This is a genomic window from Cellulomonas hominis (genome assembly GCF_014201095.1).
GTDB lineage: Bacteria > Actinomycetota > Actinomycetes > Actinomycetales > Cellulomonadaceae > Cellulomonas > Cellulomonas hominis.
Window position 1 is genome coordinate 3,072,520 of record NZ_JACHDN010000001.1, and the last position, 14,327, is coordinate 3,086,846.

The window sequence follows — 14,327 nt, forward strand, 5'->3', positions numbered from 1 at the left end:
CGGCGTCACCTCACCCGGTCCGGATGGGCCGCCGTCCGCGCGGGCGTCAGGGGAGCGGCTGGAGGCCGTGCACGTCCGCGTACGCGATCTGGGCGAGCTGCCCGCGCGCGAGGTCGATGCCGTCGCCCGTCGGGCAGGTCACCGTGACGACCTGCTGCACGCCGAGCGCGGTGAACGCCCGGGCCGTCACCAGCAGCCACCCGCCGTCCGTCGTGCGGCCGAGCGCCCGGGCGACCTCGTAGGTCGGGCCGCCCTCGCCCAGGCCCTCGCCGAGGCCCACCGCGTCCGGGACGGGCCCGGCGACGACCTCGGCGCCCGCGAGGCGGTCCTCGACGAGCGCGGTCGACGCGGCGGCGTCGTCGGCGCCCGTGCCGGCGGAGGGGGACCGCTCGTCGAGCACCCGGCAGTCGTTGCCGGTGTTGTGCAGCTCCAGCGTCACGGGCGGCTCGGCGGCCGTCGTCGTCGCGTCCGGCCCGGCGACGACCTCCCAGTCCCAGATCTCGCCGAGCCCGTTGCTGAAGGTCACGTCCGTGGCGGCGGCGAGGGCGGGGCCGTCCGCGAAGGAGACGGTGGTCTGCGGGGTGCCGTCGAGGCGCCAGGACGGGGTCGCCTCGGCGTCGGTGCCCTCCGGGGCGCTCGCGGGTGCCCCGGCCGGAGCCGGTCCGGCGGGGCCCCCGCAGCCACCGAGGGTCACCGCGGCCAGCACCGGCACCAGCGCCAGCCCGCGGCCGGCCACCCCTCGTCGTCCCATGCGCGCGACCCTAGCCAGCCGGCCGCGTCGCGCGGGCGGGTTCGGGCGGTCGGGCTCAGCGGCGTCCGGCGGTCTCGTACCAGGTCAGCCACTCCGTCCCCGCCTCGCCGGTGCGCCGCCGCAGCGCCGACCGCCGGATCCGCACCGGCCGGAGGTCCACCCAGCTGCGCCCGGTGAGCCCCGGCAGCGGGCGGGGCACGCGCGCGTAGTCGGTGGTCCGCGCGGTCTGGTCCTGCGACGTCAGCCGCGCGACGGTGACCCACCGCCCGTGCCTCGAGAGCACCACGACGGGCCGGTCCTTCGCGCCCGTGCCGTCCCGGTACGGGACCATCGCGAACCAGACCTCGCCGGGACGCGCGACGGGCGCGCCCGCGCCGCGGAGGAGGCGGAGCAGCAGGACGACGGCGCCGACCACGAGGACGACCAGCCACGGACGGTCGGCCAGGAGGTCGCGCAGGACGCCGGGGGCGGCGGAGTCGATCACGGGACGTGAGTGTGCCAGGGCTGTCGGACGGGATCGTGTCGTGACTAGAATCATGGTCATGACCACCACCACCTCGCTCGCACACGTCAAGGCGCACCTCTCGGCCGTGGTCGGCTCGGTCCACGACACCCACGAGCGCGTCGTCATCACGCGCAACGGTGAACCGGCTGCGGTGCTGATCTCGCCGGACGACCTCGCGGCGCTGGAGGAGACCCTGGAGATCCTCTCCGACCCGGAGACCATGGCCGACCTCCGCGCGGCGCAGGCGGAGATCGCGGCGGGGACCACGGTGGAGCTGACCGAGCTCCGTCGCCGATGAGCTACCGGATCCGCTGGTCGTCCGCCGCGCGGCGCGCGATCGAGAACGACCTGCCGGAAGCGGTGGCCACGGCCGTCTGGGAGTTCGTCAACGGGCCGCTCGCGGAGAACCCGCACCGGGTCGGCAAGCAGCTCGTCCGGGACCTCGCCGGGTACTGGTCGGCGCGGCGCGGGCAGTACCGGGTCATCTACGTCATCGACGACGGTCAGGTCGTCGTGACCGTCGTGAAGGTCGATCACCGCCGGGACGTGTACCGCTGAACCCCGCGCTTGCGCTGGTCACGGCGGATCTGGTCAGCTGCCGGCATGGACTCCGCCGTCGAGAGCGCCCTCCGCGAGCAGATCATCGCCTGGGTGCGCGAACGGGCGGAGGCGAACGGCGGGTTCCTGCACCGCGAGGAGCTCCTCGGCTACCGCACGGGCGGGCGCCGGCTGCCGATCATCGACTACTCGCGCGGCATCCGGAACCCCGCCGACTTCAGCTCGACGCTGTCGATCGTGTCGTCGGTGAACGGGCCGTACGACGACGTCGAGAGCGCCGACGGGCTGCTGCACTACGCCTACCGGAAGGGCGACCCGTTCGGCGGGGACAACGCCAAGCTGCGGAACGCGATGACGACGGGGATGCCGCTCATCCTGTTCCGCAAGGAGGTCGCGAACTACTACACCCCGATCGCCCCGGTCTACGTCGTGGACGACTACCCCGAGGACCGTACGTTCCTGGTGGCCCTGGACGAGGCGTTCCGGTTCATGGGCGACCTGCGCGAGCTCACGGTCGCGCAGCGCGCGTACGCCGTCCGGCTGGCCAAGCGGCGCCTGCACCAGCCGGCGTTCCGGACCCGGGTCCTGCTCGCGTACGAGACGCGGTGCGCGATGTGCCGGCTCGCGCACGGGTCGCTGCTGGACGCGGCGCACATCGTCCCGGACGGGGAGGAGCACGGCGTCCCGACGACCCCGAACGGGCTCGCGCTGTGCAAGATCCACCACGCGGCGTACGACCAGGACATGCTCGGCATCACGCCCGACCACGTCGTGCACCTGGACCGGGAGCTCCTGGCCGAGGTGGACGGGCCGATGCTCCGGCACGGGCTCCAGGCGATGCACGGGCAGCGGCTGACGCTGCCGCGCCGGCCGCGGGACGCACCGTCCCGGGATCTGCTCGCGTGGCGGTGGGAGCGGTTCGCGCGGCGCTGAGCGCCCCGCGGGACTCCTCCGCCGAGCACGCTCGCCCGACCCGTCCCCGCACGCGGGGTCACTCGCGCTTCGCGCGCAACGGGACCTCCTTGACGAGCGCGACCAGGACCAGCCCGGCCACCACCATCGGGATCAGGGTCGCGAACACCGGGGTGAGCGCGTCGTTGTAGGCGCCGACGACGAGGCCGCGGACGGCGTCCGGCAGGTCCCGGACGACAGCGGGCGTGAGGGAGTCCAGGCCGCCCCCGCCCGCGCCGCCGGCGGGCATCCGCTCGGCCAGCAGGGTGGTGAGGCGGGAGGTGAACATCGCGCCGACGAGTGCGCCGCCGAGCGAGGCGCCGATCTCCCGGAAGAAGTTGTTCGCGGCGGTCGCCGTGCCGACCTGCCGGTCGGGGAAGGAGTTCTGCACGATCAGCACGAGGATCTGCTGCCCGAGCCCGACGCCCAGCCCGAGCACGAACAGGTAGGTCAGCAGGACCGCCACAGCCGTGTCGACGGTCAGCGTCGACAGCAGCCAGAGCCCGAGGCCGACGCCGACCATGCTCGCGATCGGCATCCACTTGTAGCGGCCGGTCGTCGCCGCCAGCTGCCCGGTGGTGATCGCGCCGACCATGAGGCCGCCGATCATCGGCAGCAGCATGAGCCCGGAGACGGTCGCGTCGACGCCCTGGACCATCTGCAGGTAGGTCGGCAGGTAGGCGATCGCGCCGAACATCGCGACGCCGAGCAACAGACCGGCGGCTGTGGCCAGGACGAAGTTGCGGCTGGTGAACATGCTCAACGGGATGAGCGGCTCGGCGGCCCGGTGCTCGGCGAGGACGAAGAGCGCGCTGAAGACGACGGCCAGGACCACCAGGGTCAGGATCGTCGGGGACCCCCAGGCGTGCTCCGTGCCGCCCCAGGACGCGATCAGGATGATCGACGTGACGGCGACGACCATCGTGACCGTGCCCCACACGTCGAACCGGACCCGCGCCGCGTGCCGGGGCAGCCGCAGGAACACGGCGGCGAGCACGATCGCGGCGATGCCCAGCGGCACGTTGATCCAGAACGCCCACCGCCAGTGGGCGGACTCGGTGAACCAGCCGCCGAGCAGGGGCCCCGCCACCGCCGAGATGCCGAACACCGCGCCCATGAACCCCATGTACTTCGAGCGCTCCCGCACCGGGGCGATGTCGGCGATGATCGCCTGCGCGAGGATCATCAGCCCGCCGCCGCCGACGCACTGGACGGCACGCGCGGCGATCAGCGACGTCATGTCCTGCGCGAGACCGCCGACGACCGACCCGGCCAGGAACACCACCAGGGCGCCGATGAACAGGAGCTTGCGGCCGACGAGGTCACCGAGCTTGCCGTAGATCGGCATCATGATCGTCGACGTCAGCAGGTACGCCGTGGTCACCCACAGCATGTGGCTCACGCCGCCGAGCTCGCCGACGATCGTCGGCAGGGCCGTGGAGAGGATCATCTGGTCGAGCGAGCCGACGAGCATCGCGACGAGCAGGCCGGCGAAGACGGGCAGGACGTGCCGGGTCGGGCGGGTGGTCCGCTCCGCCGCGACCTCGGGCTCGGGGGTGGTGGTCTGGCTCACCCGGCCATGCTCCGGCCCGGTGGGCGGCGGACGCGTCCCGCCGGTGCGTCATCTTGCGTACCGCGCTCGCGGTACCGCGCGTCAGGACGGGGGGGCGAGCAGGCCGGACTCGTAGGCGACGATGACGAGCTGGGCGCGGTCGTGCGCGTGCAGCTTCGTCATCACGCGGTTCACGTGCGTCTTGGCGGTGTGCGGCGAGATCACCAGGTCGGCGGCGATCTCCTGGTTCGAGCGACCCCGGGCGACCAGGAGCAGCACCTCCCGCTCCCGGTCGGTGAGCTCCCGGAGCTCCGGGACGGCGCGCGGGTCCACCGCCGGCGGGGCGGTCACGTAGCGGGTGATGAGGGCGCGCGTCGCCGCGGGCGACAGGAGCGCGTCCCCGTCGTGGACGGCGCGCACCGCCCGGACGATCTCCTCGGGCTCGGAGCCCTTGCCGATGAAGCCGCTGGCCCCGGCGCGCAGCGCGGCCACGAGGTACTCGTCCTCCTCGAAGGTGGTGAGGACGAGGACCCGGGTCCCCGCGAGGCGGTCGTCCGAGCAGATGCGGGCCGTGGCCTCGATCCCGTCCATCACCGGCATGCGGATGTCCATGACGACGACGTCCGGCGCGAGCGCGAGCGCCCGATCGACGGCCTCGCGCCCGTCGACGGCCTGGGCCACGACGTCGATGCCGTCCTGCCCCGCGAGGATGTCGGTGACCGCCTGACGGATGAGCGGCTGATCGTCGACCACCAGGACGGTCGTCATGCTCGTGCCTCCTTCGACAGCGGGATCGTCGCCGCCACCCGCCACCCTCCGGGCGCGGTGCCGGCGGTGGCGGTGCCGCGGACCGAGGCCACGCGCTCCCGCAGCCCGATCAGCCCGACGCCCGACCCGAGCGGGTCGGCCTCGTCGCCCGGGCCGGACCCGGACGCGCCGGGGACGGGGTTGACCACCGAGAGGTGGAGCGCGTCCGGGCCCACCTCCACGAGGACGTGGGCCCGGTGCCCGGCACCGTGCTTGTGCGCGTTGGTCAGCGCCTCCTGCAGGACACGGTAGGCCACGATCCCGGTGGCGCCGGAGACCCGGTCGAGGTCGCCCTCCGTGCGCAGGCGCACCTCCAGCCCGGCGGACGCGAACGGGGCGAGCAGCTGGTCGAGCTGGTCGAGGCCGGGCTGGGGCGCGTCGACGGACCCGGGCGCCTCGTCCGCGCGCAGCATCGCGAGGAGGTCGCCGATCTCCGCGAGCACGGTGCGGGCGGCCTGCCGGACGGTCCCCAGCGCCTGCCGGGTGCGCTCCGGGTGGGCGTCGAGCGCGGAGGACGCCACACCGGCGTTCAGGCTGATGACCGCGATCTGGTGCGCCACGGCGTCGTGCAGGTCGCGGGCGATCCGCAGCCGCTCCTCCGTGACGCGCCGCCGCGCCTCGGCCTCCCGGGTGCGCTCGGCCCGCTCGGCGCGTTCCGTGATCGCGGCGACGTACGCGCGCCGCGACCGGGCCCCGTCGCCGGCGGCGGCGGCGAACGCGACGGCGAGGACGAACTGGAACACCCGGGGGTCCAGGACGCTGCCCAGGACGGCCGGGAGGCAGAGCAGGAAGACGACGACGACGGCGACGGCGCCGGTGATCGTGGTGGTCCGCCGGGTGGACCGGTTGGCGACCCCGAACATCGCGATCGCCGAGGCCAGGCTCGCTCCCGGCGACAGCACGCCGGCGAAGGAGGCAGCGCCGAACAGCGCGAGCGTCACGGCGAGGACGGGCAGCGGCCACCGGCGGCGCAGGGGGAGCACCGCGGCGGGCGAGATGACCAGCAGCACCTCCCACCAGGTGCCGGGCTGGTACTCGTGGGCGGGGAGCGGGACGAGCGCGACCAGGACGATCAGCGCCGCCGCGACGGCGTCGCCGACCCACCCCGGCGCGGCGGGGGCCGGGGGCACGGCGGCGTCGGCCGTGCGGGCGCGCCCTTCGGTGTCGTCGCCGGTCACGTCCGCCAGTCTGCCCGAGCCCGCCGCCGGCGGTCCTCATCCCGTGGGGTCGTCGTGGCGTACCGCCAGCGGGGTACCCAGGTGTCTGCGACGAGGGGACGCCGCAGCCGCTCCGGCGCCCGAGGGTGGAGGGGTGACCATCAGAGACCAGGACGCACGACAGGAGCAGCGATGACCAGCCCGCTCATCTCGGTCGCGGACGTCCGCAAGACGTACGGCCGCGGCCACGGAAGCGTCGAGGCGCTCCGGGGGGTGAGCTTCGACATCGACGAGGGGGAGAGCGTCGCGATCCTCGGCAAGAGCGGGTCCGGCAAGTCCACCCTCATGCACCTGCTGGCGCTCCTCGACGCCCCGACCGCCGGGACCCTCACCCTCGAGGGCGTGGACACCCGCACGCTCACGGGTTCCCGCCTCAACGCCACCCGGAACAAGACCTTCGGGTTCGTGTTCCAGCAGTTCTTCCTGGCGCCGAACGCGTCGGTGCTGGACAACGTGACCCTGCCGCTGACCATCGCGGGGGTCGGCGCGTCCGAGCGCCGACGGCGGGGCATGGCGGCGCTGGAGCAGCTCGAGCTGGCGGACAAGGCCCGGAACAAGGCGGTGAACCTGTCCGGCGGCCAGAAGCAGCGCGTCGTCATCGCGCGGGCGCTGGTGAACGACCCGCGCGTGATCTTCGCCGACGAGCCGACCGGCAACCTGGACTCCGCGACCGGGTCCGTCGTGGAGGAGATCCTGTTCGGCCTGAACCGGCGCAACGGCATCACCCTGGTCGTCGTCACGCACGACGAGGACCTCGCGGCCCGCTGCGACCGGCAGCTGCGCATCCGGGACGGGCTCCTCGCCGGCGACACCACGGAGGCGGCGGCGTGAAGACCCCCGACCTGATCGCCTCGGCGGTCTCGAACACGTTCCGCGCCAAGACCCGGACGTCGCTGACGATCCTGTCGATCTTCATCGGGGCGTTCACGCTGACGCTCACGAACGGCCTCGGGACCGGCATCAACTCCTACATCGACGACACCGTCAGCGGCGTCGGTGCCTCCGACGCCATGACGGTCACGAAGACCAGCGAGAGCTCGGTCGACCCGTTCGGCGGGGGCGGCGGGCCGGCGGAGTACGACCCCGACGCCGTCGCCGCGGGCATCGCGGGCATGACCGTGACGGCGCTGACGCCGCAGGACGTCGCGACGATCGGGTCGATCGAGGGGGTCGAACGGGTCGAGGCGCAGCGCAACCTCACGCCCGACTTCGTCCAGCTCGGCGACGGCACGCGGTACGTCGCGTCGGTGGGCAGCCTCGTGGCGGGCCAGACCACCCTGCTCGCCGAAGGGGACGAGCCGGACGACGCGTCGGAGGACCTCCAGGTCGCCCTGCCGCAGGCCTACGTCGAGCCGCTCGGGCTCGGCAGCGACTCCGACGCCGTCGGGCGGACGATCACGATCGGCATCACGGACGCCCTGCGCACGCAGCACCGCGTCGAGGCGACCGTGGTCGGCGTGACCGAGGAGGCCCTGGCGTCCCCGACCGGGTCCAGCCTGCTCGTCAACGCGGCGCTGACGGACGCGCTCTTCGAGGCGCAGTCCACGGGCATCCCCGCCGACGAGGCCGACCGCTACTCGCAGGCGGCGGTCTGGTTCGACCCGGACGCCACGGACGCCGAGATCGACGCGCTCCAGGACCGGCTCGCCGACGCCGGGTTCACGGGGATCACCATTGACGACCAGCTCGGCATGATCACGACGGTCATCGACGGAATCGTCCTGGTGCTCAACGCGTTCGCGGTCATCGCGCTGCTCGCCGCCGCGTTCGGCATCGTGAACACGCTGTTCATGTCGGTCCAGGAACGCACCCGCGAGATCGGCCTGATGAAGGCGATGGGCATGGGCAGCGGCCGGGTCTTCGGGCTGTTCAGCCTGGAGGCGACGTTCATCGGGTTCCTGGGCAGCGCGATCGGGGCGGTGCTCGCGATCATCGCCGGGACCGGTATCAGCACCGTCCTGGGGGACACGGTCCTCGCGGACCTCCCGGGCCTGACGCTCATCGGGTTCGACGCCGCGTCGATCGCCGGGATCGTCGTGCTCATCATGGCCATCGCGTTCCTCGCGGGCACGCTGCCCGCCGCGCGCGCCGCGAGGGCGGACCCGGTGGAGTCGCTGCGGTACGAGTGACGGACCGGACGGGGTGCGCGTCCCGCCGGGGACGCGCACCCCGTCCGGCCGGCGCGAGGCGTGTCACCCGGCGAGCCCGCGGAGCGCGCGGCCGGGAGCGGGCCCGGGGGGCGTCAGCCCGCCGCCAGCCACGCGAAGAACTCCGCCGCCGAGTACACCGGCTTCCCGAGCTCCTTCGCCTTGCGCGCCTTCCCCGACTGCGTCCCGACCTCGGCCACCACGAGCGCGTCGCACCGCGTCCGCGACACCCCCGCCGCGCACACCAGCCCTCGCCCGACGGCGGCGACGGTCATCTCGTCCCGGGACCACACCCGGCCGGCGGCGTCGACGGCTGTCCCGGTGAAGCAGACCCGCGCCCCGGAGCGCAGCACCTCGCCGATGGCGGGTCGCCCGTCGCCCGCGGACCCGACGACGGCGTCCACCACCGCGATCCCGAGCGTCTCCTCCAGGACGCGCAGCCGCGCCACCAGGTCGGCGGGCAGCCCGGTGGTCCGCTCCGCGGCGGCGGTCAGCCGGTCGGCGACGACGTCCCGCACGACGGCCGCCACCGCGGGGTCCGGCCCGACCGCGCCCACCCCGTCGCGCCCCGGCCCGGGCCCGTGCCCGAGCAGCACCCCGCTCAGCACCCGGCTCGCCGCCAGCAGCGCGGTGACCGTCGGCAGCCCGGCCGGCGACGGGGGAGCGGCGTCCGGGTCCCGCGTCAGCAGGTAGGTCCCGTCCTCGCCGGACCCGCCCGGCTCCGCGGCGTCGAACGACGTCCCCGCGGACGCCGGCACCCCGGCCCGCTCGGCGGCGCGCAGGGCCGCGCGCGCCCGCTCCAGCGCCGAGGGCGCCGCCAGCCCGCGCCGGTCCTCGGCGGTCAGCGCGCCCGCGGGGATCTCCGCACCGAGGGGCAGCGGCACGACCGTGCCGAGCCGCTTGAGCTCGAAGTCGAGCAGCCCGGACGCCGCATCCACCCCGACACCCACCGGCACGCAGCCGTCGAGCAGCGGCGCGAGCGCGGCCCAGGCGTCGGCGAGCGTCGGCGCGAGCAGCACGTCGTCGACCGCGATGCCGTACGCGGACCGGGCGTCGTCGAGGTCCCGCTGCGGGTTGATCAGCGTGCTCACCGCGGAGCCGTCGTCGAACGCGACGGCGAGCTCGACGGGGCGGGGGCGGGACATCCGGCCCTCCTGGCCGACCGTGAGGACGCCGATCGCGCACCGCCGCGCCACCGCCCCCGGGTCCGTGGACGCCCGCAGGAACCGCAGGATCCGCCGGTCGGTGCGCAGGTCCTTGGGCAGCACGGGCCGGGTCAGCACGAGCCCGGCCAGCGAGGTGACCCGGCTGAGCGCGACGTACACCTGGCCGTGCTCGAACGCGCCGCCGCGCAGGTCCACGACCAGCCGGTCGAGGGTCTGGCCCTGGCTCTTGTGGATGGTGATCGCCCACGCGAGCCGCAGCGGGAGCTGGGTGTAGGTGCCGACGACCTCGCGCCGCAGGGACCCGCCGTCCACGACCGGGCGGGTGGCCTCCCAGGTGAACGGGCGCACCTCCGCACGGGTGCCGTCGCGCAGCTCGACCTCGCAGGCCAGGCCCGCGTCGTCGCGGCGCAGGGCGGTGACCCGGGCCAGCGTGCCGTTCACCCAGCGGTCGAGCGGGTCGTTGGTCAGCATCATGACCTGCGCGCCGGCCTTGAGCCGGAGGGTCGCCTCGACGGGCGGCTCGAACAGGCCGAGGTCGCCGGACTCGACGGCCCGGGACACGACGGGGTCGCCCGGCAGGCGGTCGAGGTGCTGCCGGTTGCGGGCGGCGACGACGCGGTTGGTGGGCGCGAGCGTCAGCCAGAGCTCGCCGGCGGGCGGCTCGAAGTCGGGGTCGGTGCGGGCGTTGAGCTCGGCGCGGGCGCGCTCGACGAGGACGCCCTCCCGCACGGCGTTGAGCAGGCCGGTGAGCCGCTCGTCGCCCTGCTGCCGGAACACGGTGGTCAGGGCGACGGTCGGGAAGTCGGCGCGCGCGAACCGGTCGGCCGAGAAGAAGTACGGGGTGGGGTAGCGGGTCTCGAAGAACGCCTTCTCGTGCTCGGTGACGACCGGCGGCAGCTGGTACAGGTCGCCGACCAGCACGAGCTGCACGCCGCCGAACGGCGTCCCGGGCCGCGGGCCGAACCGCTCGAGGGCGGCCACGAGCATGTCGAACAGGTCGGCGCGCACCATCGACGCCTCGTCCAGCACCAGCGTCTCGAGCGACGCGAGGGTGCCGGCGAACCGGCCCGGGCGGTAGCGGCCGGACTCGACGTCGCCGAGGTCCGTCGTCGGCAGGAAGCCGAACAGCCGGTGGATCGTGTACCCGTCGACGTTCAGCGCGGCGATGCCGGTGGGCGCGGCGACGACGACGCGGCGCGAGGTGGTGCCGAGGAAGTGCCGGACGAGCGTCGACTTGCCCGTGCCGGCGCGGCCGGTGAGGAACAGGTTCCGGCCCTCGTGCAGGAGCGCCAGCGCCCGGCTCAGCTCGTCGGTCAGCACGAACCCGTCCGGCTGCTGCTCGTGCACCGTCACCTCCTGGTCGCCGTCACCCTAGCGGCGGACCCTGCCGGCACCCGCCCGTCCCGGCCCCCGCCCGGCCCTGTGCCGGCCGCGTCCGGCATGGCACCCTGGCCCCGGCAGGATCCACGACGGCAGATCGGTGGGTGGCATGCGCGACGACCACGGCGACGACCGGAGCGGCGTCCCCGCGCCCGAGCAGCCGACCGCCCCGTACTTCCCCCCGCCCGCGCCCGACGCCCCGATGGCGCCGGTGCTCCGGACGGGCCCCGACCGCACGCCGCGGTCCACCGCGTCCCTCGTGCTCGAGGTCGTGCCGTTCCTGGTCCTCGCGCTGGTGGTGATCCTGGTCGCGTCCCGGTGAGCGCGTCCCGGTGACCGCGACGCGGTGAGCCACCGGGCGCGGGCCCGTCAGCGGCCGCCCAGCACCGGCAGCTCGACGTAGTCGGCGCACCGGATCGGCCACCGCAGCAGCGCCCGCTGCACCGGCGCCACCCGCGGCAGCGCCACCGCGGCCGGCACCGCGCGCGGCGGTCCGAGTGCGAGCACCCGCCCGCGCAGCAGCATCCGGCACCCGCCCGCGGCCCGGACGTTCCGCAGCCACTGGACGTCCGGGCCGTAGGTGAGCGCCACGGTGACGACGTCCCCGGACCGGAAGGCCATCAGCGGCGTGCGGCGCACCGCCCCGGTGCGGCGGCCGACGTGCTCGAGCACCACGAGCGAGCCCCACCGCCCGGCGACCCGCAGCACCAGCGGGTTGAGCACCCGGCGGACGGGCCCGGTCAGGCGCGCGGCGAGGGGCACGGGCCGCTCACCCCCGCCGGGTCCCGGTCCCGACCCGGTCGGCGTCCAGGTCGAGGAACGCCGCCAGGCGGGCGCCCTCGGCGAGGACCTCGTCGACATCGGGCAGCGGTTCCAGCGGGTGCACCGCGATGGTGCCGTCCTCGATCATCCAGGTCGCCGCGACGAACCCGTCCACCAGCACGGTGGCGTGCACCATCGAGTACCCCGGCATGACCGCGGTGCGGTGCGCCTCGGGGAGGATCCGGGTGCGGTCGCGGTGCCCGAGCACGGCGTTGTCGAACGCGGCGACGAACCGCACCGGGACGGGCTCGTCCTCGTCGGCGAGCCCGGCGTCGGGGAGGTCGTACAGCTCGGCGCCGTCGGGACCGCGCAGGACCCGCAGCTCGTCCGCCATCCCGGCGACGACCGGCCGGAGCCGGGTCAGGCCGGTGAACGCCTGCACATCCATCACGCCCGCGGGGCCGAACGCGGCGAGGTAGCGGCGGACCAGCTCCCGGACGTCGGGCTCCGTCATCGGCCGGCCGAGCCAGGCGGCGGCGTCCACGACGGCGATGTCCCGCCGGCTCCACCACGACCCGAACGCGGACGTCGCCGGGTCGTGCACGACGGGGGTGAGCGCCTCGACGGCGGCCGCGAGCACGGCGCCGCGGCGGCCGGGCCACCGGGAGGTCAGGGCGGCGGCGAGGTCGCGGCGGCGCACAGGGTCTGCGCCGAGCACCTCGCCCGCGGCGGCGACGATCGCGTCGGGGTCGAGGCCGGCGGTCTCCCGCGCGTAGTACGGGGAGCGGGCCAGCCGCTCCAGCACGGGGGCGACCGTCGGGCGCAGCCACGGGTAGTCCGTCGCGGCCACGAGGTGCTGGGTGCCGCGCAGCAGGGGCCCGCGGACCAGGGTGCGCCCGGCGACGGCCGCCTCCAGGTCGGACCGCTCGAAGCCCACGAGCCGCGACCACAGCGCCGCGTGCACCCAGTTGGGCTCCTGCGCCTGGACCGCGAGCAGCCGGCCACGTCGCCCGCGCCGCCGGCGTCACCCGCGGCCTCGTCTACCACTACTTCCCGACGACGGAGGACCTCGTGGACGGCGTGCTCGACCGCCGGGTCGAGGCCTTCGCCGCGTCCGTCCGGGTCTGGGACGAGGGCCGGACCATCGGCGACATCGACGGGGCGCTCCGCGACGTCATCGCCCTGTTCCGCGCCCAGACCGCCCCCGAGGACCCGCTGCGCGCCGACCTGCGCCGCCCCGAGAACGCCGCGCTCTACCAGCGGTTCGTGGACCGCGCGGTCGCCGCCGTCGTCGACACGCTGCAGGTCACCACCGTCGAGGCGTACTCCGCCCGGCACGGCCTGGCCATCGAGCACGTCCGCGCGACGTTCGTCGTGCTCGTGCACGGGTTGGTCGGCCTGGTCCGCACCGAGCCGGACGTCCCGGACGCGGTGCTCGTCTCCCTGGTCCGCCAGACCCTCCGGCTCGACATGGTCGGCCGGACCCTCCCGCCGTCGTCCTGATCCCCTCACGCCGCCGCTGGACGCGTCGGCACCGCTCGCAAGGAGGCAGCAACCGTGTTCCTGTTCGAATCGATCCCGTGGTACTCGGCCGTCATGTGGTGCGTCGTGCTCGCGGCGCTCATCGGCCTCAACGAGGTGACCCGCCGCTGGCGGGCCGCCGGGCTGGCGTTCTTCGTCGCCCTGCCGGTGGTGCTGACGATCTTCGTCTGGCCGCACACCGCCGGGGCGGGGTCGAGCACCGGCACCTGGTTCCACTGGGTGAAGGTGTACTCGGCGCTCGCGGGCTGCCTGGGCTTCATGGCCCTGCGGTACCACCCGAAGATCGCCGCCAAGCGCTGGGCGCTCGTGTTCCCCGCCGCGATCCTCGCGATCAACATCGCCGAGGCCGTGCTGCGCGACTTCCAGGTCGCCGGCATGTCCGAGGGCATGGTCGACGGCGTCTACATGGTCCCCGGGCCGTGGAACGTCATGAACGGCGTCGCCGGCATCCTCAACCTCGTCACCATCTGCGGCTGGGCGGGCATCCAGATCAGCCGGTCGAAGTCCAAGGACATGATCTGGCCCGACATGCTCTGGTTCTGGATCATCCCGTACGACCTGTGGAACTTCGCGTACGTCTACAACTGCGTCGGCGACCACGCCTTCTACGCCGGCGCCGCGCTGCTGATCTCCTGCACCATCCCGGCGTTCGCCCTCAAGCGGGGCGCCTGGCTGCAGCACCGCGCGCACACGCTCGCGCTCTGGATGATGTTCACGATGGCGTTCCCGACGTTCGTGTCCTCGTCGACGTTCGCCGTGGACTCCTCGCACGACCCGACCGCGCTGTTCGTGGTCAGCGCCCTGTCGCTCGCGTCGAACGTGGCGCTCGCGGCCTACCAGGTGCACCGGATCGTCACGACCCGCCGGAACCCGCTGACCGGGACCGAGCTCTACCCGGAGCTGAAGGTGTACCAGAAGGTGGTGGCCGAGGAGCAGGCCGCCGCCGAGCGCGAGCAGCAGCGGGTCCCCGCCGCCGTCTGACCGCGCAC

16 protein-coding genes and 1 pseudogene are annotated in these 14,327 nt (G+C 74.6%); 9 read left to right on the plus strand and 8 right to left on the minus strand.

The annotated features are described in order from the left end of the window. Positions 1-46 precede the first annotated feature (46 nt). Positions 47-751, minus strand: coding sequence for a hypothetical protein (locus HNR08_RS14415; RefSeq protein WP_146832124.1), 705 nt, complete (start codon positions 749-751; stop codon positions 47-49). Between the two features lie 55 nt (positions 752-806). Continuing rightward, positions 807-1,235 (minus strand): type II toxin-antitoxin system PemK/MazF family toxin, encoded by a 429-nt coding sequence (locus HNR08_RS22425; RefSeq protein ID WP_210736891.1) that lies wholly within the window; start codon positions 1,233-1,235, stop codon positions 807-809. Positions 1,236-1,293: 58 nt separating this feature from the next. Here HNR08_RS22425 and HNR08_RS14425 point away from each other — a divergent pair, with 58 nt between their 5' ends. The 3 genes from HNR08_RS14425 to HNR08_RS14435 are packed head-to-tail and all read left to right on the plus strand — an operon-like array spanning position 1,294 to position 2,747. Further along, complete coding sequence (locus HNR08_RS14425) at positions 1,294-1,554, plus strand: type II toxin-antitoxin system Phd/YefM family antitoxin (RefSeq protein ID WP_146832122.1); 261 nt, start codon at positions 1,294-1,296, stop codon at positions 1,552-1,554. Further along, entirely contained in the window at positions 1,551-1,814 is a 264-nt protein-coding gene (locus HNR08_RS14430) for a type II toxin-antitoxin system RelE family toxin (RefSeq protein ID WP_146832117.1), read from the plus strand. The genes HNR08_RS14425 and HNR08_RS14430 overlap by 4 nt, the downstream gene beginning before the upstream one ends. A gap of 45 nt (positions 1,815-1,859) precedes the next feature. Beyond that, the gene (locus tag HNR08_RS14435; RefSeq protein ID WP_146832114.1) at positions 1,860-2,747 is read left to right on the plus strand and encodes an HNH endonuclease; all 888 of its coding nucleotides are present in this window, start codon (positions 1,860-1,862) and stop codon (positions 2,745-2,747) included. Between the two features lie 58 nt (positions 2,748-2,805). Here the strand turns inward: HNR08_RS14435 and HNR08_RS14440 are convergent, their stop codons facing one another. The 3 genes from HNR08_RS14440 to HNR08_RS14450 all read right to left on the minus strand — a co-directional run bounded on the left by HNR08_RS14440 (position 2,806) and on the right by HNR08_RS14450 (position 6,302). Then, on the minus strand, positions 2,806-4,338 hold the full coding sequence (locus tag HNR08_RS14440; RefSeq protein WP_246802864.1) for an MDR family MFS transporter: 1,533 nt from the start codon (positions 4,336-4,338) through the stop codon (positions 2,806-2,808). 81 nt (positions 4,339-4,419) lie between these two features. After that, on the minus strand, positions 4,420-5,085 hold the full coding sequence (locus HNR08_RS14445) for a response regulator transcription factor (protein WP_146832111.1): 666 nt from the start codon (positions 5,083-5,085) through the stop codon (positions 4,420-4,422). After that, positions 5,082-6,302, minus strand: a complete 1,221-nt coding sequence (locus tag HNR08_RS14450) for a sensor histidine kinase (RefSeq protein ID WP_246802863.1) — start codon at positions 6,300-6,302, stop codon at positions 5,082-5,084. Before HNR08_RS14450 ends, HNR08_RS14445 begins: the two co-directional genes overlap by 4 nt. A 171-nt stretch (positions 6,303-6,473) precedes the next feature. On the opposite strand from HNR08_RS14450, the gene HNR08_RS14455 reads away from it, so the two are divergent. Together HNR08_RS14455 and HNR08_RS14460 are read left to right on the plus strand one after the other, a co-directional pair. Then, entirely contained in the window at positions 6,474-7,172 is a 699-nt protein-coding gene (locus tag HNR08_RS14455) for an ABC transporter ATP-binding protein (protein WP_146832108.1), read from the plus strand. Then, on the plus strand, positions 7,169-8,470 hold the full coding sequence (locus HNR08_RS14460; protein WP_146832105.1) for an ABC transporter permease: 1,302 nt from the start codon (positions 7,169-7,171) through the stop codon (positions 8,468-8,470). Before HNR08_RS14455 ends, HNR08_RS14460 begins: the two co-directional genes overlap by 4 nt. 113 nt (positions 8,471-8,583) lie before the next feature. Here HNR08_RS14460 and HNR08_RS22430 read toward each other — a convergent pair whose 3' ends face one another. Further along, positions 8,584-11,001: an AAA family ATPase gene (locus tag HNR08_RS22430; protein WP_183835084.1), complete on the minus strand. Its 2,418-nt coding sequence runs from the start codon at positions 10,999-11,001 to the stop codon at positions 8,584-8,586. A gap of 142 nt (positions 11,002-11,143) precedes the next feature. Between HNR08_RS22430 and HNR08_RS14470 the strand changes: the two genes are divergently transcribed. Beyond that, a complete protein-coding gene (locus HNR08_RS14470) occupies positions 11,144-11,356 on the plus strand; it encodes a hypothetical protein (protein WP_146840734.1) in 213 nt (70 codons plus the stop codon). Positions 11,357-11,403: 47 nt separating this feature from the next. On the opposite strand, the gene HNR08_RS14475 is transcribed toward HNR08_RS14470, so the two are convergent. Both HNR08_RS14475 and HNR08_RS14480 read right to left on the minus strand, forming a co-directional pair. Further along, the gene (locus tag HNR08_RS14475) at positions 11,404-11,796 is read right to left on the minus strand and encodes a nitroreductase family deazaflavin-dependent oxidoreductase (protein ID WP_183835086.1); all 393 of its coding nucleotides are present in this window, start codon (positions 11,794-11,796) and stop codon (positions 11,404-11,406) included. Between the two features lie 7 nt (positions 11,797-11,803). Further along, complete coding sequence (locus HNR08_RS14480) at positions 11,804-12,793, minus strand: winged helix DNA-binding domain-containing protein (protein WP_146840732.1); 990 nt, start codon at positions 12,791-12,793, stop codon at positions 11,804-11,806. Positions 12,794-12,810: 17 nt separating this feature from the next. Here HNR08_RS14480 and HNR08_RS22910 point away from each other — a divergent pair. The 3 genes and pseudogenes from HNR08_RS22910 to HNR08_RS14490 form a co-directional block, all read left to right on the plus strand. Next, a pseudogene (locus HNR08_RS22910) lies at positions 12,811-12,864 on the plus strand (hypothetical protein); the annotation flags it as partial. Between the two features lie 3 nt (positions 12,865-12,867). Then, a complete protein-coding gene (locus tag HNR08_RS14485; protein WP_146840731.1) occupies positions 12,868-13,299 on the plus strand; it encodes a hypothetical protein in 432 nt (143 codons plus the stop codon). Between the two features lie 54 nt (positions 13,300-13,353). After that, complete coding sequence (locus tag HNR08_RS14490; protein WP_146840730.1) at positions 13,354-14,319, plus strand: DUF5692 family protein; 966 nt, start codon at positions 13,354-13,356, stop codon at positions 14,317-14,319. Positions 14,320-14,327: the final 8 nt, after the last annotated feature.